At 45.7% G+C, this 25,208-nt stretch carries 27 protein-coding genes, 1 pseudogene and 1 other annotated feature; of the genes and pseudogenes, 23 read left to right on the top strand and 5 right to left on the bottom strand.

From position 1 onward, the window contains the following. Nucleotides 1-110 precede the first annotated feature (110 nt). The 6 genes from lrgA to MY9_RS14305 all read left to right on the top strand — a co-directional run bounded on the left by lrgA (nt 111) and on the right by MY9_RS14305 (nt 3,112). Nucleotides 111-551 carry an antiholin-like murein hydrolase modulator LrgA gene (gene lrgA / locus MY9_RS14330; RefSeq protein ID WP_014664925.1) on the top strand — a complete coding sequence of 147 codons (441 nt, stop codon included), beginning with the start codon at nt 111-113 and terminating at the stop codon, nt 549-551. Nucleotides 552-571: 20 nt separating this feature from the next. Then, on the top strand, nt 572-1,267 hold the full coding sequence (lrgB, locus tag MY9_RS14325; RefSeq protein ID WP_003229482.1) for an antiholin-like protein LrgB: 696 nt from the start codon (nt 572-574) through the stop codon (nt 1,265-1,267). Nucleotides 1,268-1,472: 205 nt separating this feature from the next. Further along, nucleotides 1,473-1,603: a sequence feature (ribosomal protein L20 leader region), on the top strand. A 58-nt stretch (nt 1,604-1,661) separates the two neighbouring features. Then, nucleotides 1,662-2,183, top strand: a complete 522-nt coding sequence (gene infC, locus MY9_RS14320; RefSeq protein ID WP_010886591.1) for a translation initiation factor IF-3 — start codon at nt 1,662-1,664, stop codon at nt 2,181-2,183. 12 nt (nt 2,184-2,195) lie between these two features. Then, the gene (gene rpmI / locus MY9_RS14315) at nt 2,196-2,396 is read left to right on the top strand and encodes a 50S ribosomal protein L35 (RefSeq protein ID WP_003222418.1); all 201 of its coding nucleotides are present in this window, start codon (nt 2,196-2,198) and stop codon (nt 2,394-2,396) included. 31 nt (nt 2,397-2,427) lie between these two features. Then, on the top strand, nt 2,428-2,787 hold the full coding sequence (gene rplT / locus MY9_RS14310; RefSeq protein WP_014664924.1) for a 50S ribosomal protein L20: 360 nt from the start codon (nt 2,428-2,430) through the stop codon (nt 2,785-2,787). A gap of 55 nt (nt 2,788-2,842) precedes the next feature. Next, the gene (locus tag MY9_RS14305; protein ID WP_014664923.1) at nt 2,843-3,112 is read left to right on the top strand and encodes a DUF1294 domain-containing protein; all 270 of its coding nucleotides are present in this window, start codon (nt 2,843-2,845) and stop codon (nt 3,110-3,112) included. A 16-nt stretch (nt 3,113-3,128) separates the two neighbouring features. Here the strand turns inward: MY9_RS14305 and ysdB are convergent, their stop codons facing one another. Next, nucleotides 3,129-3,521, bottom strand: a complete 393-nt coding sequence (ysdB, locus tag MY9_RS14300; RefSeq protein ID WP_003229493.1) for a sigma W pathway protein YsdB — start codon at nt 3,519-3,521, stop codon at nt 3,129-3,131. A gap of 183 nt (nt 3,522-3,704) precedes the next feature. Here ysdB and MY9_RS14295 point away from each other — a divergent pair, with 183 nt between their 5' ends. The 17 genes and pseudogenes from MY9_RS14295 to MY9_RS14220 all read left to right on the top strand — a co-directional run bounded on the left by MY9_RS14295 (nt 3,705) and on the right by MY9_RS14220 (nt 20,923). Continuing rightward, the gene (locus MY9_RS14295; RefSeq protein WP_014664922.1) at nt 3,705-4,790 is read left to right on the top strand and encodes a M42 family metallopeptidase; all 1,086 of its coding nucleotides are present in this window, start codon (nt 3,705-3,707) and stop codon (nt 4,788-4,790) included. 196 nt (nt 4,791-4,986) lie between these two features. Beyond that, complete coding sequence (gene abnA, locus MY9_RS14290) at nt 4,987-5,958, top strand: arabinan endo-1,5-alpha-L-arabinosidase AbnA (protein ID WP_014664921.1); 972 nt, start codon at nt 4,987-4,989, stop codon at nt 5,956-5,958. 183 nt (nt 5,959-6,141) lie between these two features. After that, nucleotides 6,142-7,632, top strand: a complete 1,491-nt coding sequence (gene araA / locus MY9_RS14285) for an L-arabinose isomerase (RefSeq protein WP_014664919.1) — start codon at nt 6,142-6,144, stop codon at nt 7,630-7,632. A gap of 13 nt (nt 7,633-7,645) precedes the next feature. Next, nucleotides 7,646-9,328, top strand: a complete 1,683-nt coding sequence (gene araB / locus MY9_RS14280) for a ribulokinase (RefSeq protein ID WP_014664918.1) — start codon at nt 7,646-7,648, stop codon at nt 9,326-9,328. Between the two features lie 16 nt (nt 9,329-9,344). Further along, nucleotides 9,345-10,034 (top strand): L-ribulose-5-phosphate 4-epimerase, encoded by a 690-nt coding sequence (araD, locus tag MY9_RS14275; RefSeq protein ID WP_014664917.1) that lies wholly within the window; start codon nt 9,345-9,347, stop codon nt 10,032-10,034. Continuing rightward, on the top strand, nt 10,012-10,830 hold the full coding sequence (araL, locus tag MY9_RS14270; RefSeq protein WP_081483684.1) for a sugar-phosphatase AraL: 819 nt from the start codon (nt 10,012-10,014) through the stop codon (nt 10,828-10,830). The genes araD and araL overlap by 23 nt, the downstream gene beginning before the upstream one ends. Further along, nucleotides 10,827-12,011, top strand: coding sequence for a sn-glycerol-1-phosphate dehydrogenase (gene egsA, locus MY9_RS14265; RefSeq protein WP_014664915.1), 1,185 nt, complete (start codon nt 10,827-10,829; stop codon nt 12,009-12,011). Before araL ends, egsA begins: the two co-directional genes overlap by 4 nt. 30 nt (nt 12,012-12,041) lie before the next feature. Next, the gene (locus tag MY9_RS14260) at nt 12,042-13,343 is read left to right on the top strand and encodes an ABC transporter substrate-binding protein (RefSeq protein ID WP_014664914.1); all 1,302 of its coding nucleotides are present in this window, start codon (nt 12,042-12,044) and stop codon (nt 13,341-13,343) included. 35 nt (nt 13,344-13,378) lie between these two features. After that, nucleotides 13,379-14,320 carry a carbohydrate ABC transporter permease gene (locus tag MY9_RS14255; protein WP_014664913.1) on the top strand — a complete coding sequence of 314 codons (942 nt, stop codon included), beginning with the start codon at nt 13,379-13,381 and terminating at the stop codon, nt 14,318-14,320. Continuing rightward, nucleotides 14,321-15,166, top strand: coding sequence for an arabinose ABC transporter permease AraQ (gene araQ / locus MY9_RS14250; RefSeq protein WP_014664912.1), 846 nt, complete (start codon nt 14,321-14,323; stop codon nt 15,164-15,166). A gap of 18 nt (nt 15,167-15,184) precedes the next feature. Further along, complete coding sequence (gene abfA / locus MY9_RS14245) at nt 15,185-16,687, top strand: alpha-L-arabinofuranosidase AbfA (RefSeq protein WP_014664911.1); 1,503 nt, start codon at nt 15,185-15,187, stop codon at nt 16,685-16,687. Between the two features lie 150 nt (nt 16,688-16,837). Then, entirely contained in the window at nt 16,838-17,164 is a 327-nt protein-coding gene (locus tag MY9_RS14240; protein ID WP_041521396.1) for a PadR family transcriptional regulator, read from the top strand. Further along, the gene (locus MY9_RS14235) at nt 17,161-17,715 is read left to right on the top strand and encodes an HAAS signaling domain-containing protein (protein WP_014664909.1); all 555 of its coding nucleotides are present in this window, start codon (nt 17,161-17,163) and stop codon (nt 17,713-17,715) included. Before MY9_RS14240 ends, MY9_RS14235 begins: the two co-directional genes overlap by 4 nt. Continuing rightward, nucleotides 17,712-18,602 (top strand): DUF4097 family beta strand repeat-containing protein, encoded by an 891-nt coding sequence (locus MY9_RS14230; RefSeq protein ID WP_014664908.1) that lies wholly within the window; start codon nt 17,712-17,714, stop codon nt 18,600-18,602. Before MY9_RS14235 ends, MY9_RS14230 begins: the two co-directional genes overlap by 4 nt. 111 nt (nt 18,603-18,713) lie before the next feature. Further along, nucleotides 18,714-20,510 (top strand): carbon starvation protein CstA, encoded by a 1,797-nt coding sequence (gene cstA / locus MY9_RS14225; RefSeq protein WP_014664907.1) that lies wholly within the window; start codon nt 18,714-18,716, stop codon nt 20,508-20,510. Beyond that, a pseudogene (locus MY9_RS21960) lies at nt 20,453-20,640 on the top strand (hypothetical protein). The gene cstA and the pseudogene MY9_RS21960 overlap by 58 nt, the downstream one beginning before the upstream one ends. After that, nucleotides 20,555-20,923, top strand: a complete 369-nt coding sequence (locus MY9_RS14220) for a VOC family protein (RefSeq protein ID WP_237711724.1) — start codon at nt 20,555-20,557, stop codon at nt 20,921-20,923. The pseudogene MY9_RS21960 and the gene MY9_RS14220 overlap by 86 nt, the downstream one beginning before the upstream one ends. A 38-nt stretch (nt 20,924-20,961) precedes the next feature. On the opposite strand, the gene MY9_RS14215 is transcribed toward MY9_RS14220, so the two are convergent. The 4 genes from MY9_RS14215 to sspI form a co-directional block, all read right to left on the bottom strand. After that, on the bottom strand, nt 20,962-22,296 hold the full coding sequence (locus MY9_RS14215; RefSeq protein WP_014664905.1) for a (Fe-S)-binding protein: 1,335 nt from the start codon (nt 22,294-22,296) through the stop codon (nt 20,962-20,964). Continuing rightward, complete coding sequence (glcD, locus tag MY9_RS14210; RefSeq protein WP_014664904.1) at nt 22,293-23,705, bottom strand: glycolate oxidase subunit GlcD; 1,413 nt, start codon at nt 23,703-23,705, stop codon at nt 22,293-22,295. Before glcD ends, MY9_RS14215 begins: the two co-directional genes overlap by 4 nt. 102 nt (nt 23,706-23,807) lie before the next feature. Beyond that, entirely contained in the window at nt 23,808-24,914 is a 1,107-nt protein-coding gene (locus tag MY9_RS14205) for a CdaR family transcriptional regulator (protein WP_014664903.1), read from the bottom strand. 68 nt (nt 24,915-24,982) lie between these two features. Further along, entirely contained in the window at nt 24,983-25,198 is a 216-nt protein-coding gene (sspI, locus tag MY9_RS14200) for a small acid-soluble spore protein SspI (protein WP_003222464.1), read from the bottom strand. Nucleotides 25,199-25,208: the final 10 nt, after the last annotated feature.

Raw genomic sequence — 25,208 nt, 5'->3', positions numbered from 1 at the left:
CATTTGATTCTGCAACTCAGGCCCGCTATTCGGCATGTTATCTTGTAAGCGCTTCATAATGGGAGATTCTTATTTATAATGAGGGTACCAAAGAGAAAGAGGTGAAGAAAATGAGTGCTAAAAAAGTGTATGGGTTTTTAACACAAGCATTTATTTTTGCCGTCATTATGCTGGTTTCGAATATGATTGCCGCTATTGTCCCAATACCTATCCCCGCATCGGTTGTAGGGTTGGTCTTATTATTTCTCCTATTATGTTTGAAAGTCATTAAACTGGAACAAGTGGAAACGCTCGGAACGTCTTTAACCTCTCTGATCGGATTTTTATTTGTTCCGTCAGGTATATCTGTTATGAATTCGCTTGGTGTGATGCAGCAATACGGCCTGCAAATTGTTCTTGTCATTCTGCTCGCAACGATTATTTTGCTGGGGGCTACGGGATTGTTTTCTCAGCTGATTATTTCGCTGGGCGGAAAACGCAAAACCGCAGCGGACATGAAAACAAAAACAGTGCAAAGCCCGCAGAACAATAACGAACTTGTTCACCATTAAAGAAACAGGAGGTTCATCACATGGAAAGCACAATGAGTCCTTATTTTGGGATTGTCGTATCACTTGCTGCATTCGGCATCGGCACCTTTTTATTTAAGAAAACAAAAGGCTTCTTTCTTTTCACTCCTTTGTTTGTTGCTATGGTGCTTGGGATCGCATTTTTAAAAATCGGCGGTTTTTCCTACGCAGACTATAATAACGGAGGAGAAATCATTAAGTTTTTCTTGGAACCGGCGACGATTGCTTTTGCCATTCCTTTGTACAAACAAAGAGATAAGCTTAAAAAATACTGGTGGCAAATCATGGCCTCCATTATTGCCGGCTCTATCTGTTCTGTCACGATTGTTTATTTGCTCGCAAAAGGCATTCATCTCGATTCGGCCGTAATGAAAAGCATGCTTCCGCAGGCGGCTACAACGGCAATTGCGCTTCCTTTATCAAAAGGCATCGGGGGCATCAGCGACATCACAGCCTTTGCGGTCATCTTTAACGCTGTCATCGTATATGCGCTCGGAGCATTGTTCTTGAAGGTGTTTAAAGTAAAGAATCCGATTTCTAAAGGATTGGCTCTCGGAACATCCGGACATGCACTTGGTGTAGCGGTCGGGATTGAGATGGGAGAAGTTGAAGCTGCGATGGCGAGTATTGCGGTTGTCGTAGTAGGAGTGGTAACGGTTCTGGTCATTCCTGTGTTCGTGCAGTTGATCGGAGGATAAGCCAAGGCTGAATGCCTTGGCTTTTTTCGTTTATGGTGCGTGGATGAGCGGTTCATAAACTTTACATTCTGGTTGAGGATGAAAGATTTTCTTTTTCTCTCTTGCGCTCATAGAAAACCCATGTTACAATGTAAAAGTTGTTCCGGATAAGTCGTCCTTGACTAAAGATCCGGTATTGTGTAGAATAGTTATTGAATTGAATATAAATCACAAGCAGAAGCACCCGCTTCTCACCTGATTGACACATGCATGTAGTTGGCAGGTTGACCGTACATTTTTATTGATACAGATGTTCGTAGTGTGGGTGTTTTATAATGCCCACACTTTTTGTTTGCCTGCAGAATGCAGTCAAAATGAGTTGTGAATCAATTCGAAGAAACTATGGAGGTGGCTCATTATTAGCAAAGATCAATTGGTTAATGAGGGTATCCGTGCACGTGAGGTCCGTTTAATCGGACAAAATGGCGACCAGCTTGGAATCAAGTCCCGTCAGGAAGCACTTGAAATCGCCGGCCGCGCAAATCTTGACCTTGTGTTAGTTGCAGCGAATGCAAAACCGCCTGTCTGCCGAATCATGGACTACGGTAAGTTCCGATTTGAGCAACAGAAAAAGGAAAAAGAAGCACGCAAGAATCAAAAAATCATTAACTTAAAAGAAGTTCGGTTAAGTCCGACAATCGATGAGCATGACTTTAACACGAAATTGCGCAATGCGATTAAATTCCTTGAAAAAGGCGATAAAGTGAAAGCTTCTATCCGCTTTAAAGGACGCGCAATCACTCATAAAGAAATCGGTCAGCGTGTGTTAGACCGTTTTTCTGAAGCATGTGCTGAGGTTGCGACTGTCGAAACAAAACCAAAAATGGACGGCCGCAGCATGTTCTTAATGCTCGCGCCGAAAAACGAAAAGCAATAAGGAGGAAATCCCATGCCAAAAATGAAAACTCACCGCGGATCTGCTAAACGTTTTAAAAAGACAGGTTCTGGGAAGTTAAAACGTTCTCACGCGTATACAAGTCACTTATTCGCTAACAAATCTCAAAAGCAAAAGCGTAAGCTTCGCAAGAGTGCTGTTGTAAGTGCAGGAGACTTCAAACGTATCAAACAAATGCTTGCTAACATCAAGTAATCGGATAAGGAACAATTAGGAGGGAAATTTAATGCCAAGAGTAAAAGGCGGAACTGTTGCGCGTAAGCGTCGTAAAAAGGTTCTTAAATTAGCAAAAGGTTATTTCGGTTCAAAACATACATTATACAAAGTAGCTAACCAGCAGGTCATGAAATCTGGAAACTATGCTTTCCGTGACCGTCGTCAGAAAAAACGTGATTTCCGTAAACTTTGGATCACTCGTATCAACGCAGCTGCTCGCATGAACGGCCTTTCTTACAGCCATTTAATGCACGGTCTTAAGCTTTCTGGTATCGAAGTAAACCGTAAAATGCTTGCTGATCTTGCTGTAAACGATCTTACTGCATTCAATCAGCTTGCTGATGCTGCTAAAGCTCAATTAAACAAGTAATCATATAGAGCCGCTCTCCAGTAGAGCGGCTTTTTTATATAAAGGATGAGGCAACATGGTTATTGCAGTCTATTTGGTGTTGATGAATCTGTGCGGTTTTTGGGTGATGGGCGTTGACAAACGCAAAGCGCAGCAGCACAAATGGAGAATTTCTGAAGACCGGCTGTGGCTGATAGCCATCGTGTTTGGAGCGCTCGGTATCTGGCTTGGCATGCAAACCTTCAGACATAAAACGAAACACGCTTCTTTTAAGTACGGAGTACCGCTTCTTCTGGTAATAGAAGCGATTCTCATCGGTATTTACTACAGTCCGTTTGATTTATAAAAAGCAGAAAAGCGTTTTAACGCTCTTCTGCTTTTTTTGCAAGTTTAATGGGCTGGTCCCAGTCAATTTTACAATTTGGATATCGTTCCAGCACTTTTTCTTCAATGTTCTCAAAATCTTTTGCAGAGAAATGCTTCAGCTTCTCAGGAGATTCTGTCCAGACAAAGATGGTGTGGATAAACAGAGGATGATCCTTGGAAGGAATATGCTTTTCTCCTTCAAAAAGCACGCCTTTATACGTCAGCTGAAAGTTCTTTCGGGTATTGTTCTGTTCATCGATAATATAAAAATGTTCTTTTGATTGGGCCAGCTTAAGCCTTCTCTTTGGATTCGCGACATATTTGACCACGGCATAAATACAATAAGCAAAAAGTGCAAGCAAAATAATCCTTAGAACCATGACAAACATTGTGTGAAGGCACCTCCCTTATTGTGATGATCTGATGTAATACGAAGAGCATAGAAAAAAGTTTCACTTTTTCTAAAAGAAAGTTCTAAAAACATATACCCGATTTTCAAGTGAAATAGTCGTATGGTTAGCGCCATGTTTTGTATAATAAGAATGCAGGACTGATGAAGGAGGGTTTGGAACATGGAAAAATTAGATAAAACATTGACCATGCTGAAAGATTTAACAGATGCAAAAGGCATACCGGGCAATGAAAGAGAAGTAAGGCAAGTGATGAAATCATACATAGAACCATTTGCTGATGAGGTGACAACAGATCGCCTGGGCAGTTTAATTGCTAAAAAAACTGGTGCAGAAAACGGCCCGAAAATTATGATCGCCGGACATTTGGATGAAGTCGGCTTTATGGTGACACAAATCACAGATAAAGGCTTTATCCGTTTTCAAACCGTTGGCGGCTGGTGGGCTCAGGTTATGCTTGCCCAGCGCGTCACCATCGTCACAAAAAAAGGAGAAATCACAGGGGTTATCGGATCTAAGCCGCCTCATATTTTGTCTCCTGAAGCAAGAAAAAAATCAGTGGAAATAAAAGATATGTTTATTGATATCGGAGCTTCAAGCCGGGAAGAAGCCTTGGAGTGGGGCGTGCTCCCGGGAGATATGATTGTTCCGCATTTTGAATTTACGGTTATGAACAATGAAAAATTCCTGCTCGCAAAGGCTTGGGACAATCGCATCGGCTGTGCGATTGCAATTGATGTATTAAGAAACTTACAAAACACTGATCATCCAAACATTGTGTATGGCGTCGGAACCGTGCAGGAGGAAGTCGGCCTGAGGGGAGCGAAAACGGCTGCACACACCATACAGCCTGATATTGCGTTTGGGGTCGATGTAGGAATCGCAGGAGACACGCCTGGCATTTCCGAGAAGGAAGCGCAAAGCAAAATGGGTAAAGGCCCGCAAATTATCGTTTACGATGCATCTATGGTCTCTCACAAAGGTTTGCGCGATGCAGTTGTCGCTACCGCGGAAGAAGCAGGCATTCCGTACCAGTTTGATTCGATTGCCGGCGGCGGAACTGATTCGGGAGCCATCCATTTGACGGCAAATGGCGTTCCTGCGCTGTCCATTACCATTGCAACGCGCTACATTCATACGCACGCAGCCATGCTCCATCGTGATGATTATGAAAACGCCGTTAAGTTAATTACAGAAGTCATTAAGAAGCTAGATCGTAAAACGGTTGATGAAATTACGTACCAATAAAGATACGGAGGAATCCGCCTGTTGAGGCGGATTATATTTTTTTGTCTGTACAAATTACAGCGGAGTGACTACAATAAAGAGGATACCGAAAATGTCCTGAACATGAAGATCTACGATACCCAGCTCATTTGAAAGGAAGGGAGGGTAAACAATCTATTTTGTAAGCGCTTTCTAATTTAAGGGAGGATGAACAAAATTGAAAACAAAAAAAACATGGAAACGTTTCTTTCACTTTTCGAGTGCCGCTCTGGCTGCAGGTTTGTTATTCACTTCCGCTGCTCCCGCAGAGGCCGCGTTTTGGGGTGCATCTAATGAGCTGCTTCATGACCCGACTATGATTAAAGAGGGGAGCTCATGGTATGCGCTCGGCACAGGGCTTACGGAAGAACGGGGACTGCGGGTGTTGAAGTCTTCAGACGCTAAAAATTGGAACGTACAAAAATCTATTTTTAGCACACCGCTATCGTGGTGGTCCAATTATGTGCCGAATTACGAGCCAAACCAATGGGCGCCGGACATCCAATACTATAACGGAAAGTACTGGCTGTATTATTCTGTTTCTTCTTTTGGAAGCAATACATCTGCCATTGGCCTGGCATCTTCCACAAGCATCAGTTCGGGGAGTTGGAAGGACGAGGGCTTGGTGATTCGTTCGACAACCTCAAATAATTATAACGCCATTGATCCGGAGCTGACATTCGACAAGGATGGCAACCCGTGGCTCGCGTTCGGCTCGTTTTGGACCGGCATTAAGCTGACCAAGCTTGATAAGAATACGATGAAGCCTACAGGATCGCTCTATTCGATTGCATCCAGACCGAATAATGGCGGTGCATTGGAAGCCCCTACTCTTACGTATCAAAATGGTTACTACTATTTAATGGTTTCATTTGATAAATGCTGTGCCGGCGTAAACAGTACGTACAAAATTGCTTACGGAAGATCTAAAAACATTACAGGCCCTTATCTTGATAAAAGCGGAAAAAGCATGCTCGAAGGCGGAGGCACCATTTTGGATTCGGGCAATGATCAATGGAAAGGACCTGGAGGCCAGGATATTGTAAATGGAAACATTCTTGTTCGCCATGCCTATGATGCCAATAACAACGGCATTCCAAAGCTTCTTATCAATGATTTGAATTGGAGCTCGGGCTGGCCGTCCTATTGAATCAAAAAGCCGGGGGCAGAGCCCGGCTTTTTTTAAAAGAAAAGATTGACAGTGTAATAGTCAATTACTATAATGAAGTTGTTCGTACAAATTATTATTTATAGGTTTGTTTTCTATCATTAGTACGTATCTTTTTTTCTTGTGTTTGAAAGCGTTTTATTTTATGGGAAAGGGGCAGTTTACATGCTTCAGACAAAGGATTATGAATTCTGGTTTGTGACAGGAAGCCAGCACCTATACGGGGAAGAAACGCTGGAACTGGTGGATCAGCATGCGAAAAGCATTTGTGAGGGGCTCAGCGGGGTTTCTTCCAGATATAAAATGGTTCATAAGCCCGTCGTCACTTCACCGGAAACGATTAGAGAGCTGTTAAGAGAAGCGGAGTACAGTGAGACGTGCGCTGGCATTATTACATGGATGCACACATTTTCCCCTGCAAAAATGTGGATAGAAGGCCTTTCCTCTTATCAAAAACCGCTTTTGCATTTGCATACCCAATATAATCGCGATATTCCGTGGGGTACGATTGACATGGATTTTATGAACAGCAACCAATCCGCGCATGGCGATCGAGAGTACGGTTACATCAACTCGCGAATGGGGCTTAGCCGAAAAGTCATTGCCGGCTATTGGGATGATGAAGAAGTGAAAAAAGAAATGTCCCAGTGGATGGATACGGCGGCTGCATTAAATGAAAGCAGACATATTAAGGTTGCCAGATTTGGAGATAACATGCGTCATGTCGCGGTAACCGACGGAGACAAGGTCGGAGCGCATATTCAATTTGGCTGGCAGGTTGACGGATATGGAATCGGAGATCTTGTTGAGGTGATGAATCGCATTACGGACGACGAGGTTGACACGCTTTATGCGGAATATGACAGATTATATGTGATCAGCGAGGAAACAAAACGTGACGAAGCAAGGGTAGCATCCATTAAAGAGCAGGCGAAAATTGAACTAGGCTTAACCGCTTTTCTTGAACAAGGCGGATACACAGCGTTTACGACATCGTTTGAAGTGCTGCACGGAATGAAACAGCTGCCGGGACTTGCCGTTCAGCGCCTGATGGAGAAAGGCTACGGTTTCGCCGGTGAAGGGGATTGGAAGACAGCGGCCCTTGTACGGATGATGAAAATCATGGCCAAAGGAAAAAGAACTTCCTTCATGGAAGATTACACGTACCATTTTGAACCGGGAAATGAAATGATTCTGGGCTCTCACATGCTTGAAGTGTGTCCGACTGTCGCTTTGGATCAGCCGAAAATCGAGGTTCACCCGCTTTCGATCGGCGGCAAGGAGGACCCTGCGCGTTTTGTATTTAACGGCATCAGCGGTTCGGCCATTCAAGCCAGCATTGTTGATATTGGCGGGCGTTTCCGCCTTGTGCTGAATGAAGTCAACGGCCAGGAAATTGAAAAAGACATGCCGAATCTGCCGGTGGCCCGAGTTCTCTGGAAGCCGGAGCCGTCATTGAAAACAGCAGCGGAGGCATGGATTTTAGCCGGCGGCGCACACCATACCTGCCTGTCTTATGAACTGACAGCGGAGCAAATGCTTGATTGGGCGGAAATGGCGGGGATCGAAAGTGTTCTCATTTCCCGTGATACGACAATTCATAAACTGAAACACGAGTTAAAATGGAACGAGGCGCTTTACCGGCTTCAAAAGTAGAGGGGGATGTCACATGGCTTACACTATAGGGGTTGATTTTGGAACTTTATCTGGAAGAGCGGTGTTGGTTCATGTCCAAACAGGGGAGGAACTTGCGTCTGCTGTAAAAGAATACAGGCATGCTGTCATTGATACCGTCCTGCCCAAAACGGGCCAAAAGCTGCCGCGCGACTGGGCGCTGCAGCACCCTGCTGATTATCTCGAAGTCTTGGAAACAACCATTCCGTCTTTACTTGAACAGACGGGCGTTGAACCAAAAGACATTATCGGAATTGGGATTGATTTCACGGCATGTACAATCCTTCCTATTGACAGCAGCGGACAGCCGTTGTGCATGCTGCCTGAATATGAAGAGGAGCCGCACAGCTATGTGAAGCTCTGGAAGCATCATGCGGCACAAAAACATGCTGATCGGCTCAATCAAATCGCGGAAGAAGAAGGAGAGGCTTTTTTACAGCGGTACGGAGGAAAAATTTCATCAGAATGGATGATTCCAAAGGTCATGCAAATAGCTGAGGAAGCGCCTCACATTTATGAAGCGGCTGACCGGATCATCGAGGCTGCGGACTGGATCGTGTACCAGCTGTGCGGCTCGCTCAAGCGAAGCAACTGTACTGCAGGGTATAAAGCGATTTGGAGTGAAAAAGCGGGATATCCGTCAGATGGTTTCTTTGAGAAATTAAACCCTTCAATGAAAACGATTACAAGAGATAAATTGGCAGGGCCGATTCATTCAGTAGGGGAAAAAGCCGGCGGCCTGACTGACAAAATGGCAAAGCTGACAGGGCTTCTTCCGGGAACGGCTGTTGCGGTTGCCAATGTGGATGCTCATGTTTCCGTGCCGGCGGTCGGCATCACAGAGCCAGGGAAAATGCTGATGATTATGGGAACCTCAACGTGCCATGTTCTTCTTGGTGAAGAGGTGCATATCGTTCCAGGGATGTGCGGCGTTGTGGACAACGGAATTCTCCCGGGCTATGCGGGATATGAAGCCGGACAGTCCTGTGTAGGCGATCATTTTGACTGGTTTGTGAAAACGTGTGTTCCGCAAGCGTATCAAGAGGAAGCAAAGGAAAAAAACATTAGCATTCATGAGCTGCTGAGTGAGAAAGCAAACCATCAAGCGCCGGGTGAAAGCGGCCTGCTTGCTTTAGATTGGTGGAATGGCAACCGTTCAACTCTTGTTGATGCAGATTTAACAGGGATGCTGCTTGGCATGACCCTGCTGACGAAGCCTGAAGAGATTTATAGAGCGTTAGTTGAAGCGACAGCCTACGGAACACGGATGATTATCGAAACGTTCAAAGAAAGCGGTGTTCCGATTGAGGAGCTGTACGCAGCCGGCGGAATTGCTGAGAAAAACCCGTTTGTCATGCAGATTTATGCGGATGTGACGAACATGGACATTAAAATTTCTGGTTCACCACAAGCCCCAGCCTTAGGATCTGCCATTTTCGGCGCGCTAGCCGCAGGCAAAGAAAAAGGCGGATACGACGACATCAAAGATGCAGCGGCGAACATGGGAAAACTGAAAGATATATCTTATACGCCAAATGCCGAAAATGCCGCGGTCTATGAAAAATTGTACGCTGAATATAAAGAGCTGGTTCATTATTTCGGAAAAGAAAACCATGTCATGAAGCGTCTGAAAACCATCAAAAATCTTCAATTTTCATCTGCCGCCAAAAAGAATTGATAAAGGGTGATGGAGCATGCTTGAAACATTAAAAAAAGAAGTGCTGGCTGCCAACCTAAAGCTTCAAGAGCATCAGCTGGTAACCTTTACGTGGGGAAATGTCAGCGGCATTGACCGTGAAAAAGAAAGAATTGTCATCAAACCTAGCGGAGTCGAATACAGCGACCTGACAGCAGATGACTTGGTTGTTTTGAACCTTGAAGGAGAAGTCGTCGAAGGTTCGCTTAAGCCTTCTTCAGATACACCTACCCATGTTTATTTATATAAAGCCTTTCCGAATATCGGGGGAATAGTCCATACCCATTCTCAATGGGCGACAAGCTGGGCGCAATCAGGCAGAGATATTCCGCCTTTAGGCACGACTCATGCTGATTATTTTGACAGTGCGATTCCGTGTACTAGAGAAATGTACGATGAAGAAATCATTCATGAGTACGAATTGAATACAGGAAAAGTCATAGCGGAAACCTTTCAGCATCATAACTACGAACAGATTCCGGGTGTGCTCGTGAATAATCACGGACCGTTCTGCTGGGGCACGGATGCCTTAAATGCCATTCATAACGCAGTTGTATTAGAAACGGTTGCCGAAATGGCCTATCACTCCATTATGCTGAACAAGGATGTAACCCCAATTAATACAGTCCTGCATGAAAAGCATTTTTATCGAAAACACGGAGCAAATGCGTATTATGGCCAGTCATGATACGCCTGTGTCACCGGCTGGCATTCTGATTGACTTGGACGGTACTGTATTCAGAGGAAATGAGTTGATCGAAGGAGCAAGAGAAGCGATCAAAACGCTTAGGAGAATGGGAAAGAAAATCGTCTTTTTAAGCAACCGGGGGAATATCTCCCGTGCCATGTGCAGAAAAAAACTTCTTGGAGCGGGGATTGAAGCGGATGTAAACGACATTGTTCTGTCGTCGAGTGTAACGGCGGCCTTTCTGAATAAACATTATCGTTTTTCAAAGGTATGGGTGCTTGGAGAACAAGGTTTGGTTGACGAGCTGAAACTGGCCGGTGTGCAGCGTGCGAACGAACCGAAGGAAGCGGATTGGCTCGTTATCTCCCTTCACGAAACACTTACGTACAAAGATTTAAATCAAGCCTTTCAAGCGGCCGCCGGCGGCGCTCGTATCATTGCTACAAACAAAGACCGCTCTTTTCCAAACGAAGACGGAAATGCCATTGATGTGGCCGGAATGATTGGGGCGATAGAGGCTTCCGCTCAAGCGAAGACTGAACTTGTTGTCGGAAAGCCGTCTTGGCTGATGGCTGAGGCTGCCTGTACAGCAATGGGGCTGTCCGCACATGAATGCATGATTATAGGAGACAGCATTGAATCTGACATTGCAATGGGAAAGCTTTATGGCATGAAAAGCGCCTTAGTGCTTACTGGTTCTGCGAAACCGGGAGAACAGCGTTTGTATACGCCGGATTATGTGCTGGAGTCCATAGAGGATGTAATCAAATTGGCTGAGGAGGGGATTCTGATATGAATCGTATCGCAGCTGACGTTCAGCGTGCTTTTGAACACGCCGGAGAAGAGACGTCTCCTATAGAAGTTGAAGAAATTGTCCTCGGTAAACAAGCAGCTGATTCGCTTTTGGATTATGTAAAACGAAAAAACTACAAACATATTGTCCTTGTTTGCGACGCGAATACACACCGCATTGCAGGAATTGATTTGGAAAACCGACTGAATCAAGCAGGATTTCAGGCCGAGTGCCTGATCATTCCAGAAAATGAAGCCGGAGATGTGACAGCTGATGAACGATCGCTCATTCATGCGCTGATCCATACGAAACAAACAACGGATGTCATGATTGCTGTCGGTTCGGGCACGATTCATGATATCGTCCGCTTTGCGGCGTTTCAGAGAGAGTTGCCGTTTATTTCTTATCCGACTGCTCCATCTGTAGACGGTTTTACGTCAGCCGGGGCGCCGATTATTTTATACGGCACGAAAACAACCATTCAAACGAAGGCCCCATCTGCGCTGTTCGCTGATCTGGATCTATTAAAAGCGGCACCGCAATCAATGGTGGCGGCTGGGTTTGGTGACATGCTCGGTAAAATAACATCTTTAGCAGATTGGGAAATATCCCGGCATCTTGCCGGCGAGCCTTATTCGCCAGCAGGAGCTAAGATCGTTCAGGAGGCGCTTGACGCCTGTATCGCACACACAGAAGACATCGCGCTGAAAACGGAAACTGGCATACGGGTTTTGATGGAGTCTTTAATCGTATCGGGGCTTGTCATGCTGGCCTTAGATCATTCCCGTCCGGCATCAGGCGGCGAGCATCATATTTCACATTGGATTGAGATGGAGTTAATGGAGAAAAAACGGCCTCAGATTCTTCATGGGGCAAAGGTGGGCTGTGCCGCTGTTTTATTAACTGACACATACAGAAAGCTCGCTAAGGATGAGGGATTGAACGAATTTTCACCAAGCCGGCGGCAAGCCATCCAATCGGCTTATCAAACACTCCCGGAAGGAGAAGTGCTTGCTGATTGGCTGAGATCAGCCGGAGGCCCTGCGTATTTTGACGAAATCGGTGTCGGGCAGGATTCCGTCAAAAATGCCTTCAGACACGCGCACACCTTAAGAGACCGCTGCACCGGATTAAGAATCATCAATGAAAACAAAACGCTGATCAATCATGGTCTATATGAATAGCCCGCACCTCGAATGGAAGGGGTAACGCAGATGAAAAAAATGACTGTCTGTTTTCTTGTGCTCATGATGCTGCTGACATTACTCATTGCCGGGTGTTCAGCAGAAAAATCATCCGGCAAATCGGGTGAAACTGAGCTGACCTTTTGGACATTTAACGGGCTTCATGAGCAGTTCTATGTGGAAATGGTGAAGGAATGGAACAAAAAATATCCTGACCGCAAAATTAAGCTGAATACGGTCGTTTATCCGTATGGACAAATGCATGATAACTTATCTATCTCCTTAATAGCGGGAGAAGGCGTCCCTGATATTGCCGATGTGGAATTGGCCCGTTTTTCAAACTTTTTAAAGGGCTCTGACATACCGCTTGCCGACTTGACTCCGCTGATTGAAAAGGACCGCGATAAATTCGTAGAGGCGCGGCTGACCCTGTACAGCAAAAACGGAAAGCTTTACGGACTCGATACGCATGTAGGGACTACAGTCATGTTTTATAACATGGATGTGATGAAAAAAGCCGGCGTCAACCCTGACGATATTAAAACATGGGATGATTACCATAAAGCCGGACAGAAAGTGCGCAAAGTGACAGGGAAGCCGATGGGAACGGTGGAAACAAATGATTCCGGAACCTTCTTATCTATGATTTCACAGCAAAACTCAGGCTATTTTGATAAAAACGGCAAGCTAATCCTCAATAATGACACCAACGTAAAAACACTTCAATATTTAAAAGACATGATCAATGATAAAACGATGATTCCTGCTCCAGGCGGCGGGCATCACAGTGAAGAATACTACGGTTTTATGAACCAAGGAGGAGCTGCTTCAATCCTCATGCCGATTTGGTATATGGGAAGATTTATCGATTATATGCCTGATCTGAAAGGGAAGATTGCCATCAGACCGCTCCCGGCATGGAAAGAGGGGGGCGACCGCTCGGCAGGCTTGGGCGGTACGGCAACCGTTGTACCGAAGCAATCCAAGCATGTTGAGTTAGCAAAAGAGTTTTTGGCCTTTGCGAAGGGCTCTAAAGAAGGAAATAAAAAACTCTGGAGCGTACTCGGGTTTGACCCGCTTCGCTGGGATGTTTGGAGCTCCAAGGAATTGAAAGAGAAAAACAAATACACGGATTACTTCCAAAACGGAACAGGCATTTTTTCTGTGCTGCTCGATATCAAGGATGAAATCAATCCAATTTATTTACATGAGGATTTTGCAAAGGCTTCAGACCTTGTCAACAGAAGCGTATTGTTCGACGCGCTTAAATCCCAGCAAAAAACGCCTAAACAAGCCTTGGACAGAGCGGCAGGTGAACTGAAACAGAATTAGAATCCCATTCAAAAAGTGAAAGCGGGGAGGTTCTCATGAAACCTGTGAAAACGGGAACGGTTCATCCCGTTCCTTCAGCTGCGAAACAATCAGGCTGGCGAGATCTATTTTATTCGAAAAAAGCGGCGCCCTATCTGTTTACAGCGCCATTCGTTTTATCCTTTCTCGTATTTTTTCTATACCCCATCATTAGTGTCTTCATCATGAGCTTTCAAAGAATTTTGCCGGGAGAGGTGTCGTTTGTCGGATTGTCTAATTATACAGCGCTAAACAACCCGACGTTCTATACCGCCCTTTGGAATACGCTGGAATACACCTTTTGGACGCTGATCGTGCTGATTCCTGTCCCATTGCTTCTAGCCATATTCCTGAATTCAAAGCTGGTCAAATTTCGAAATATATTTAAATCAGCGCTATTCATACCGGCATTGACCTCCACCATTGTCGCGGGGATCATTTTTCGGCTGATCTTCGGAGAAATGGAAACGTCTCTGGCTAACTCCATCCTACTCAAACTCGGCTTATCACCTCAGAACTGGATGAACAATGAACATACCGGCATGTTTTTGATGGTGCTGCTTGCTTCGTGGAGATGGATGGGAATCAACATCCTTTACTTTTTAGCAGGCCTGCAAAATGTGCCGAAAGAGCTGTACGAAGCCGCTGATATAGACGGGGCGAATACGATGAAAAAATTCCGACACATCACGCTGCCGTTTCTCAAGCCTGTTACCGTATATGTGCTGACCATCAGCATTATCGGCGGCTTCAGAATGTTTGAGGAAAGCTACGTGCTTTGGCAGAATAATTCCCCGGGTAATATTGGTCTGACGCTTGTCGGATATTTGTATCAGCAGGGGCTTGCCTACAACGAAATGGGGTACGGAGCGGCCATCGGCATTGTGCTTTTGATTGTGATACTTGTTGTCAGCCTGATTTCATTAAAGCTTTCAGGCTCGTTTAAGGGGGAGGGATAAATGTTGCGGCACAGTCCTCAGTTTAGCGTTTACAGAATTGCGCTGACCTTGTTTTTTATGATGCTGAGCCTATTGTATATTTTTCCGATTTTCTGTTTGCTTTTAGGGTCCTTAAAGCCGTCATCTGAGCTTTTGCGTGTGGGGCTGAATCTTGACATTGATCCTAAAGTAATGAGTCTTGATAATTATACATTTCTGTTTAACGGCGGCAGCATTTATTTCAAATGGTTCTTTAACAGCCTTGTGCTTGGGCTTTTCACAACCGTGCTCACCCTGTTTTTTTCTTCGATGATCGGGTACGGGCTTGCAGTTTATGATTTTAAGGGAAGAAGTATCATCTTTGTTCTTGTGCTGATTATCATGATGGTTCCGCTGGAGGTTATGATGCTTCCTCTGTTTAAGCTAACCGTCGGTCTACACTTGATCGATTCATATACGGGTGTCATATTGCCGTTCATCGTTTCACCTGTTGCCGTATTCTTTTTTAGGCAATATGCGCTTGGTCTTCCAAGGGATCTGTTGGATTCTGCAAGGATGGACGGCTGTACGGAATTTGGCATCTTTTTCAGGATTATGGCGCCGCTGATGAAACCGGCTTTCGGCGCGATGATCATCCTTCAGTCCTTAAACAGCTGGAACAATTTCTTGTGGCCGCTGATTGTGCTTCGGTCGAAAGAAATGTTTACGCTTCCAATTGGTCTGTCCAGCTTGCTGAGCCCTTATGGAAATAATTACGACATGCTTATATCCGGCTCGGTATTTGCGATTTTGCCGGTCATTATCATTTTCTTGTTTTTCCAAAAATACTTTATCTCCGGCCTGACGGTAGGGGGAGTCAAAGGTTAATGAAGGAGGAAACGTGTGATGAAAAAAGCGCGAATGATTGTAGACAAAGAATATAAAATTGGTGAAGTAGACAAACGGATTTACGGATCGTTTATCGAACATATGGGGCGTGCGGTATACGAAGGCATATATGAGCCTGATCACCCTGAAGCGGATGAAAATGGGTTTAGAAAAGATGTCCAGTCGCTGATCAAAGAATTACAGGTTCCGATCATCCGTTATCCGGGCGGAAACTTTTTATCCGGATACAACTGGGAGGACGGTGTCGGACCAGTTGAAAATCGCCCGAGACGGCTTGACTTGGCATGGCAAACGACAGAAACCAATGAAGTGGGAACAAATGAATTTTTAACTTGGGCAAAAAAGGTGAACACCGAGGTCAATATGGCCGTCAATCTCGGCACAAGAGGCATAGATGCCGCCCGTAATCTCGTTGAATACTGCAACCATCCGAAAGGCTCTTATTGGAGTGATTTAAGAAGATCACATGGCTATGAACAGCCGTACGGCATCAAAACATGGTGCTTAGGAAACGAAATGGATGGACCGTGGCAGATCGGCCACAAAACAGCTGATGAATACGGACGGCTAGCCGCAGAGACGGCAAAGGTCATGAAATGGGTTGACCCATCAATTGAACTTGTTGCCTGCGGCAGCTCAAACAGCGGCATGCCGACCTTTATCGATTGGGAAGCGAAGGTGCTTGAGCATACGTACGAGCATGTTGACTATATCTCTCTTCACACCTACTACGGAAATCGGGATAACAATCTGCCAAACTATTTGGCCCGTTCCATGGATCTGGATCATTTCATTAAATCTGTCGCCGCAACCTGTGACTATGTAAAAGCAAAAACACGCAGCAAGAAAACAATCAATCTCTCTCTGGATGAATGGAACGTATGGTATCACTCAAATGAGGCTGATAAAAAAGTCGAGCCGTGGATCACTGCGCGTCCGATTTTAGAGGATATTTACAATTTTGAAGATGCCTTATTAGTCGGCTCGCTCCTCATTACGATGCTGCAGCACGCAGATCGTGTGAAAATCGCGTGTCTTGCGCAGCTTGTCAATGTCATCGCGCCGATCATGACGGAAAAAGGCGGAGAAGCATGGAGACAGCCGATTTTCTATCCATACATGCATGCTTCTGTTTACGGAAGGGGCGAGTCACTGAAACCGCTTATTTCTTCTCCGAAGTACGACTGTTCTGATTTTACTGATGTGCCATATGTTGATGCTGCTGTTGTGTACTCTGAAGAGGAAGAAACCCTCACTATTTTTGCGGTAAACAAGGCTGAGGATCAGATGGAGACGGAGATTTCGCTCAGAGGCTTTGAATCCTACCAAATCGCAGAGCACATCGTGCTTGAGCATCAGGATATCAAAGCGACAAACCAGCATAACAGAAAGAATGTCGTCCCGCATTCCAACGGAACATCGTCTGTTAGCGAAAACGGCTTAACTGCTCATTTCACGCCGCTTTCCTGGAATGTGATCCGCCTGAAAAAACAATCATAAGAGAAGCAAAGCCGGAGATTTCTCTCCGGTTTTTCTTTTTTCTCAGTAGATATCATTCAGTACCTTGTAATGTTCAGTAGTGGATGTTACCATATGGATAAGTGATGGGAAAAATAAACAAAATTGACCAGCCGCAGGGAGGAGCTTATGATGAATGCTCAATTCAAAAAGGGAGCATTAGAGCTATGTGTGCTTGTATTAATATCCGAAAAAGACCAATACGGATATGAGCTTTCTCAAAACATTTCCAGACACATGGCGATAGCTGAAGGCACCTTATATCCTCTTCTCAGGAGACTGACGAAAGAAGAATATTTAGAAACATATATGGCGCCGTCTTCCGAAGGGCCTGCCAGAAAATATTACACGATGTCAAAGCTTGGTTTCGTGCGAATGAAACTGCTGCTGGCAGAATGGGATCAGTTCACAGCATCTGTCAATCAAATCATTGATGCGGCAAGGGGAGGAGAACGATGAATCAAGAAAAGTTTTTACAGGAGTTAAGTAAAGCGTTACAGCCGCTTTCTAAAGAAGAGCGGAATGAAATCTTATTTGATTTTGAAGAACATATTACAGAAGGGATGAAAGAAGGCAGGCCGGAAGCGGACATCATCAGGGAACTCGGCTCCCCAAAACAAATAGCAAAGGAATTGGTGCCAGATGTCACGGAAACTGCTCCAGCAGTGCAGCGCCCTAAGAAGAACCTCTTTCAGATGGCATGTTCAGCAGCAGCGATAAGCATCTTAAATTTGATTTTTGTGCTGGGACCAGCTATTGGCATTTTTGGAGTGTACGTGGGTTTATGCGGGGCGGCGCTTGCACTTTCTGTATCACCAATTATGTTTGTCGGCATGGTGATGTTTCAAATGAATACGCACATGATGCTGGAGTTCTTTTTATCACTCGTGTTTGGCAGTCTGGGGCTGCTCTTGTGTATAGGGCTGTGGCATTTAGGCAAGCTGCTGTATGGCATGAGTTTGCGATATATCAGATATAATTTAAAGCTGGTGACGGGGGCGCAGACATGAAAAAAATCATAATAGGATTGATCGCAGTATTTGCAGTCGGGGTAATCGGGGCTGTCATCTCTGCTGCTACCTCGGATTTTACAAAAGAAGAGGTGAAAGCTGCCGAAACATATGATCCTGCAGATATTAAAAAAATTGAGGTAACAACGAGCTCGATGCATGCAGAGGTCAAAAGCGGGCAAACGGATGATATTCAGGTAGCTGCTGAAGGGCTAGTCAGTGATAAAAGCAAAAAGCTGTTCGATGTGAGCCAAGATGGCAATTCATTAACAATCAATCAAATAGCACGCGAGAATATCATCTCTTTTATACCGTGGGGCAGCGAAAAGGATATGAAAATCACAATCACGATTCCGGAAAAGAAGTATGATGAGATAACCGTAACGACAACCTCTGGCGATATTCTGATAGAAAATACGCAAGCGGATCAATCAGCTGCTGACTCTACATCAGGAAATATTGAGCTGAAGCATACACGCATCGAAAACGAGCTGACGCTAAAAACAACGAGTGGGGAAATTCAAACTGACCAAAATTCATTCGGCCAAGGTGAGGTAAAGACAACAAGCGGATCAATAAAAAGCAGCCGCACAACAGCTGAAAAGGTGAACTATAAGACAACTTCCGGTGATATTGATCTTCTTCAGGATCATCAGAACGAAGAGATCGACATCGTCACTACGAGCGGAAGTGTGTCAGTAGAGTATCAGAAAGAACCTGCATCTTTGGCAGTGGATTTTCAGGCAGACTCAGGGGATGCCGCGGCCAATCTCGATCACATCTTGTATAAAGAAAAATCAGAGCACCGTATTGTAGGTTATGTAGGTGATAGCCCCTCTAACCATTTAAAAGTTCGTACAACATCTGGAGACATTGAACTAAACTAACTGCCACAAGCCGGCCCATCCCAGCCGGCTTTTTTGTATAGGAAAAAATGACCGCTTTTCCCCATGAAATTATGATATATTTATGAAAAACAGCAAAGGGGATGGGAGAAAATGAATGCGGTTACAATTGTGATAGCGTCAATGTGTATTTTGGCTATTGCCTATCGTTTATACGGAACATTTATGATGGTGAAGGTTCTCAAAGTGAATGATGACAAGCCGACACCCGCTCACACGCTTGAGGATGGGAAAGACTATGTGCCTACAAATAAATGGGTTTCGTTCGGCCACCATTTTGCCGCGATCGCAGCGGCCGGGCCGCTGGTCGGACCCATTCTGGCGGCGCAGTTTGGCTATTTGCCGGGGTTATTGTGGCTGTTAATCGGGGCGGTAATAGGGGGAGCCGTCCATGATATTGTTGTGCTGTTTGCATCAATGCGCAAAAACGGAAAATCGCTGTCGGAAGTGGCGAAGGATGAGCTTGGCCCTGTTGCCGGCTTTTGTACGGGACTGTCCATGCTGTTTATTATCACGATTACGATGGCGGGTCTCTCGATGGTCGTGCTGCACGCGCTTGAACGCAATCCATGGGGAACATTTGCGGTAGGGATTACGATTCCGATTGCGATGGGCGTGGGCTTATTTTATAAGAAAACGGGAAATTTAAAGCTCGCGTCAACGGTCGGTTTTCTCTTTTTAATGACAGGAGTCTTTATCGGCCCATGGGTACAGACTACCGCGCTCGGTGACTTTTTAACACTAGATACGAAAACGCTTGCAATCGCGCTTCCTGTTTATGCGTTTTTTGCCGCTGCGCTTCCTGTTTGGCTGCTTCTCGCACCGCGTGATTATTTAAGCAGCTTTATGAAAATCGGTGTTTTTATCGCTTTGATTGTTGGTGTGTTTGTCGTCAATCCGTCCATTCCGTTTCCTGCGTTTACAGAATTCGTAAAAGGAGGCGGGCCTGTGCTGGCAGGACCTGTCTGGCCGTTTATCTCAATAACCATCGCCTGCGGGGCGATCTCTGGGTTCCATGCCTTTGTCGGCTCAGGAACGACACCCAAAATGCTGAATAAATGGAGTGATATGAAGCCGGTGGCGTTTGGCGCAATGCTTGTTGAGTGTCTTGTCGGCATCATGGCACTGATTGCGGCCACCGCCTTACAGCCTGCTGATTACTTTGCGATTAACAGCACGCCGGAGGTTTTCCGTACGCTTGGCATGAATGTCGTCCATCTGCCTGAATTGAGCAGGGAAATCGGCTTGGACTTAGAAGGGAGAACTGGGGGAGCCGTCACGCTTGCGGTGGGTATGACTTATATTTTTACCGGAATGCCGTTTTTCAGCCATTTGGCCTCATACTTTTTCCAATTTGTCATTATGTTTGAAGCGGTATTTATTTTAACAGCGATTGACGCCGGCACACGTGTTGCCCGTTATTTGATCCAGGATTTCTTCGGAGAGGTGTATAAACCGCTGAAGAAAACAGACTGGATTCCAGGCTCTGTATTTGCCAGCGCGCTTGCCTGTTTGATGTGGGGGTACTTGCTGTATTCAGGAGATATCGGTTCCATTTGGGCGCTGTTCGGTGTTTCCAATCAGCTGATGGCGTCAGTAGGGCTGATTATCGGAGCGACCATCGTGTTGAAAATCGCCGATAAACGCCGATACATTTTGACATGTCTTATCCCGCTTGCCTATTTATATGTCACTGTCAACTATGCGGGCTATTGGATGGTGCGCCATGTGTATCTTAATCCTGAAGCAGCAGGATATAGTGTATTGAATGGCGTATTATCTATCATCATGCTGGTGTTAGGCTTCATCATTATTGTGGCGGCCGTGAAAAAGTGGGCGCAGATGTGGAGAGATCCGAGTTTAAGGATGGAAGCATCTATACCGGGCTAGAAGGACTATTGAAATGCTGAGGGGGCGTGGCAATGAATCTATCAATGAAATATCTTATTCTATACGTATCGGACAGCAAGCGGGCTATTCATTTTTATCGGGATATTTTAGGACTGCCGATTCGTGCTGAACACGGCACATATGTCGAATTTGAAACAGGATCGACGATATTGGCCCTTAATACGAGGGAAAGCGCTAGAAATATCACAGCGCTGGATATTCCGGAAACATCTGCTTCAAACACATTTGAAATCGGGTTTGTTACTGAAAATGTAGAAACTGTCATCAAAAGGATGAGAGAACAAGGCGTCTCGATTATCGGGGAGCCGAAAGTGAAACCATGGGGGCAGACGGTCGCCTATATCGCAGATCCGGATGGACATTATATCGAAATTTGCAGTCCGATGGAATAACGAACAAAAGCCCAAAACAATTTCTGTTTTGGGCTTTCTCATGTTGTTTTCTGCCCGGTTGCTTCTAATAGCAAATCAGCCAGATGAACGGCTCTGACTTTACCGCTTAGTCCTTCGCGTTCAATCCCGAGCTTCATCTGCAGCAGGCAGCCGGGGTTTGCTGTTACAATGAGGATCGCTTCGGTTGCTTTGACGGCAGCCATTTTACTGTCCAGTATTTTCATAGACATTTCAGCTTCGACGATGTTGTAAATTCCCGCTGATCCGCAACAGCTGTCTGCTTTCTCCATTTCTCTGAATTCAGCTCCTTTGATGCTTTGGAGCAGCTGGCGGGGCTCAAGCGACGTATGCATTACATTTCTTAGGTGGCATGAATCTTGATAGGTAACGACCTGAGGCGTCCTGAGCGCTAAGTCCATTTGATGGAAATCGAGTTCAACCAAAACGGAAGAAAAATCCCTCAGCTTTTGAACAAAAGCGGCGGCACGCTCCGACCACTCCGGCTCATCCTTCAGCAAATGATCATATTCAGTAAGAAAGGCTCCGCATCCTCCTGCGTTTGTGATGACAGCATCCACGTCTAACGCTTCGAAAGCAGCGATATTTTGTTTCGCGAGCTCTTTCCCTGCGTTTTTTTCACCGCTATGCCCATGCAGTGCCCCGCAGCAAGCCTGTTCAGGCGGGATGACAATGTCGCAGCCTGCCAGCTGCAGCAGCTTCAATGTGGCATTGTTAGTCGGTAAAAACATCGTATCCATTAAGCAGCCCGAAAAAAAGGCGACCCGTTTTTTCATGGGGCCAATGGACGGCAGGAAATGCGGCCGATTGTTCATTTCTTTGCTTTTTGGAACATCAGGAAGAACAGCTTCCATCGTCCGCAAATGCTCAGGCAGGACCCGAAGCATACCGGTTTTTCGCACAGCGGTTTGCAGTCCTGACCGCTGATACAAACCGATAAGGCTTACAGCTGAGCGCATGCGGTTTTGGTGCGGAAACAGCTCGTGAAAAGCCGTCTTTCGCATGACACGTGCGCCAAGCGAGTGTTTTTTATTTTGGTGGATAATATCTCTGGCTTCCTCCAGCAGCTGACCGTATTTCACGCCGGATGGGCATACGGGTTCACAGGCTCGGCAGCCGAGGCAAAGTGACAGCGAACGTTCGACATCATCATCCGGTTCAATCATACCGTCCGCCACGGCTTTCATTAAGGCGATACGCCCGCGCGGGGAGTGTGTTTCCTGAAACCCTGATTCGATATAGGTCGGACAGGAAGGAAGACAAAATCCGCAGCGCATACAATTTAATAACTCACCTTCATCCATACGCTCTTTAAATTCATTTTGGATCTGTTTCATTTCTTTTTCTGTTGTCATCTTTGTGCCACCACACGTTTTCTGGCATCTTTTGCAAACACTTTGCCGGGATTTAATATGTTCTGGGGATCAAATGCCGCTTTCAACGCTTTCATCGCATCAATGCCTTCTTTTTTTAGCTTCATCTCCAAGTAAGGCGCTTTCATGGCCCCGACTCCGTGCTCTCCGGTTATCGTGCCGCCAAGTTCAATCGCTTTCTCAAAAATCTCGGCAAAAGCCTGTTCGACACGCTCCATCTCATCTTCATTGCGTATATCTGTCGTGCATGTCGGATGGAGGTTCCCGTCTCCTGCATGGCCGAAGGTGCAAATGGAAATATCGTATTTAGCAGCAATATGATTAATCGCTTTGACCATATTGGCGATTTCTGAGCGAGGAACAGTCGCATCCTCTAAAATCGTCGTCGGCTTGAGGCGTGCAAGGGCAGAAAGGGCGGAGCGCCGAGCTTCAGTCAGGGCGAATGCCTCCTCCTCCGTTTGTGCGGTCTGAACGGAAACGGCGTCGCCTTTTTTGCAGATCGCCTCAATCTTTTCCATATCCCGTTCAACGGTTTCAAGCGGCCCGTCTTGTTCAATTAACAGAACTGCTTTTGCGCTTGTCGGAAGTCCGATTTTGGCATAATCCTCAATTACCAATAGTGTAGGCTGGTCGAGAAATTCAAGCGTTGCGGGTATCATTTTCGCGGCAATAATGTCCGATACCGTTTGAGCAGCAGCATCAATGCTTTCATAAAGGGCAAGCAGCGTCTTCTTGGTTTCCGGTTTTGGAACAAGTTTGACGATGGCTTCTGTCACAATGCCGAGTGTTCCTTCTGAGCCGACAAAAAGACGCGTCAGATCGTATCCGGCCACATCCTTCGCGAGTTTTCCTCCGGTGCGGATGATGTCTCCATTTGCGAGCACAACCTCCAGACCAATCACATAGTCGCGGGTGACGCCGTATTTTAATCCGCGGAGCCCGCCGGAATTTTCATTGATGTTTCCGCCGATGGTTGATATTTTCATAGAACTCGGATCGGGCGGATAAAATAAACCTTTGCTTTCAACTGCACGGATCATATCCAACGTAATGACGCCCGGCTGAACTGTGGCAGTTAAATTTTCTTCATCAATCTCAAGAATCTTGTTCATGTGCTTAAAGAGAAGCACAAGGCCGCCTTCAGTCGGGCACGTGCCGCCGCATAGGTTTGTCCCTGATCCTCTCGGAACGATCGGCACGCGATGTTCTCTGCAAATCGTTAAAATTTGTGAAACTTCATCAGTATTCCTGGGCGCAATCACGGCATCAGGCATAGATTGAAACTGCGGCGTCGCATCATAAGAATAAACGAGCCGGCCGGCTTTTGAGTCATCAAAGTTTTCGGGTCCGACGATTTGAATCAGCTGTCCTTTTACATCCTTTGTGATCATTTCACCAATCCCCCTGTTGAAAAACGCTTTCAATCTATTGTAAAAGAAAAAAAGAAAAGCTTTCCATGGAGAAACATACAAAAAATGAAACTAAAACTCTTTCTATTTTGTATCTTGATCTAAAAAATAGAGTGCGACGTACATCGTGACGATGTCCTCGGTGCGGTCAAAGTGCAAACCGGTCAGCTGTTCAGCCTTAGCCAGACGATAACGCAATGTATTGATATGAATATGCATATCTTCTGCGGTTTGTTTCAAAGACAAATCATGTAGAAAGAAGGTCCGTATCGTTCTCATTAGTTCCTGATGCCGAAGCGTCTCTCTGAATACTCTTTGCGGAAATTCATTTCTGGTCCCTGGGCTGATTTCCGTCAGACACATATCAAGCTTCAGATCCTCTTCGAATATGGGCGTCTTTCGCTTAAGGCTGACAGCCAGCGCTTTTTCCGCTTGCTCGTATGAATCTGTCAGGCTGGAGCTTGCGACAGCCCTTCCGGCGCCAGCTGCTGCCAATTGGCTGTTTGCGGTATTGGCAAACGAACAAATGTGAAGGATCTGCCGTAAAAGCCGATCTCTTTGTTCATGCTGTGGCACTTCGTGATTAATCAAAATCCGTTCATTTCCCCACCTGATGAACAAATCCGCAGGGTACGAGGATTTCCAGCTGCGTCCCATTTGCTCAATATCATGAGGTGACCACTCATACCCCTGAATCAGAATCATTTGACGCCGGGAGGCAAGGTCAACACCAAGAAGCTGAGCTTTCTCAAGAAAACCCGAAGACCACTCTTTTAATTGCAGCCAATCGATCATGAAAGATTCCAGCATTCTTTCACGCCACTGGGACTGCTCTAAATGCCATGATTCCTTAATGAACAGCTCTGTCATTTTTCGAAGCAGTTCTCCGTAAGGCTGGATCTCAGCGGGCTCACCTGTCAGCCCGAAGACAGCAATCACATCATGATCAGAAAATACAGGGAGGTTAATGCCCGCCTTTACTCCTTTTAACCTTTTTTCATCTTCCTTTGTAATAATGACGCTGCGTTTTTCTTTTGCGCAGAGAAGCGCTCCTTCATGAAATTGTCCGACCCGCTCATCGTTTGTGCTCGCCATAATAAGGCCGTCCGTGTTTACGATAATGACCTCACGTTCGTACATTTTTTTGACTTCAGCAATAATTTTTTTCGCTAATAATGGCTGTAAAAACATGGCGTTCCCCCTCATCATGTTTTTATTATATAAGAAAAAAACCGGGCGCAGTCACCCGGTTTCATGTCTTATTGGGCAGGTTTTAATCCGCCTTCAAGCGTTTTCAGCATTTCGTTTTTCTCACTTTCGGATGCGTGCTGCCAAATGACTTCAAATAAAACGCCGAGCCCTGGAAGCATTTTTTCTTCACCGCTTTGAATCGCATCTACAATTGTATGCTCAAGCTGTTCCTGATTATTGCCGGTTACGTTGGCAATGACGGCATGACGTAAATTAAGATCCATGTAAAACGCT

The organism is Bacillus sp. JS, from assembly GCF_000259365.1.
Classification (GTDB): Bacteria; Bacillota; Bacilli; order Bacillales; family Bacillaceae; genus Bacillus; species Bacillus stercoris.
The sequence above is the reverse complement of the archived record's forward strand: the minus strand, read 5'-3'. Positions and strand labels throughout refer to the sequence as shown.

Excerpts from the sequence above, each read along its gene's own strand:
- sspI (WP_003222464.1), bottom strand. The coding sequence starts at position 25,198 with ATGGATCTTAATTTACGTCATGCCGTCATTGCCAACGTAACCGGCAAT.
- araQ (WP_014664912.1), top strand. The coding sequence starts at position 14,321 with ATGTTGCGGCACAGTCCTCAGTTTAGCGTTTACAGAATTGCGCTGACC.
- rplT (WP_014664924.1), top strand. The coding sequence starts at position 2,428 with ATGCCAAGAGTAAAAGGCGGAACTGTTGCGCGTAAGCGTCGTAAAAAG.
- MY9_RS14260 (WP_014664914.1), top strand. The coding sequence starts at position 12,042 with ATGAAAAAAATGACTGTCTGTTTTCTTGTGCTCATGATGCTGCTGACA.
- MY9_RS14235 (WP_014664909.1), top strand. The coding sequence starts at position 17,161 with ATGAATCAAGAAAAGTTTTTACAGGAGTTAAGTAAAGCGTTACAGCCG.
- ysdB (WP_003229493.1), bottom strand. The coding sequence starts at position 3,521 with ATGTTTGTCATGGTTCTAAGGATTATTTTGCTTGCACTTTTTGCTTAT.
- araD (WP_014664917.1), top strand. The coding sequence starts at position 9,345 with ATGCTTGAAACATTAAAAAAAGAAGTGCTGGCTGCCAACCTAAAGCTT.
- araA (WP_014664919.1), top strand. The coding sequence starts at position 6,142 with ATGCTTCAGACAAAGGATTATGAATTCTGGTTTGTGACAGGAAGCCAG.
- MY9_RS14295 (WP_014664922.1), top strand. The coding sequence starts at position 3,705 with ATGGAAAAATTAGATAAAACATTGACCATGCTGAAAGATTTAACAGAT.
- abfA (WP_014664911.1), top strand. The coding sequence starts at position 15,185 with ATGAAAAAAGCGCGAATGATTGTAGACAAAGAATATAAAATTGGTGAA.
- MY9_RS14205 (WP_014664903.1), bottom strand. The coding sequence starts at position 24,914 with ATGTTTTTACAGCCATTATTAGCGAAAAAAATTATTGCTGAAGTCAAA.
- MY9_RS14215 (WP_014664905.1), bottom strand. The coding sequence starts at position 22,296 with ATGACAACAGAAAAAGAAATGAAACAGATCCAAAATGAATTTAAAGAG.
- MY9_RS14240 (WP_041521396.1), top strand. The coding sequence starts at position 16,838 with ATGAATGCTCAATTCAAAAAGGGAGCATTAGAGCTATGTGTGCTTGTA.
- araL (WP_081483684.1), top strand. The coding sequence starts at position 10,012 with ATGCGTATTATGGCCAGTCATGATACGCCTGTGTCACCGGCTGGCATT.
- lrgA (WP_014664925.1), top strand. The coding sequence starts at position 111 with ATGAGTGCTAAAAAAGTGTATGGGTTTTTAACACAAGCATTTATTTTT.
- rpmI (WP_003222418.1), top strand. The coding sequence starts at position 2,196 with ATGCCAAAAATGAAAACTCACCGCGGATCTGCTAAACGTTTTAAAAAG.
- lrgB (WP_003229482.1), top strand. The coding sequence starts at position 572 with ATGGAAAGCACAATGAGTCCTTATTTTGGGATTGTCGTATCACTTGCT.
- araB (WP_014664918.1), top strand. The coding sequence starts at position 7,646 with ATGGCTTACACTATAGGGGTTGATTTTGGAACTTTATCTGGAAGAGCG.
- MY9_RS14230 (WP_014664908.1), top strand. The coding sequence starts at position 17,712 with ATGAAAAAAATCATAATAGGATTGATCGCAGTATTTGCAGTCGGGGTA.
- MY9_RS14305 (WP_014664923.1), top strand. The coding sequence starts at position 2,843 with ATGGTTATTGCAGTCTATTTGGTGTTGATGAATCTGTGCGGTTTTTGG.
- MY9_RS14220 (WP_237711724.1), top strand. The coding sequence starts at position 20,555 with ATGAAATATCTTATTCTATACGTATCGGACAGCAAGCGGGCTATTCAT.
- cstA (WP_014664907.1), top strand. The coding sequence starts at position 18,714 with ATGAATGCGGTTACAATTGTGATAGCGTCAATGTGTATTTTGGCTATT.
- egsA (WP_014664915.1), top strand. The coding sequence starts at position 10,827 with ATGAATCGTATCGCAGCTGACGTTCAGCGTGCTTTTGAACACGCCGGA.
- glcD (WP_014664904.1), bottom strand. The coding sequence starts at position 23,705 with ATGATCACAAAGGATGTAAAAGGACAGCTGATTCAAATCGTCGGACCC.
- MY9_RS14255 (WP_014664913.1), top strand. The coding sequence starts at position 13,379 with ATGAAACCTGTGAAAACGGGAACGGTTCATCCCGTTCCTTCAGCTGCG.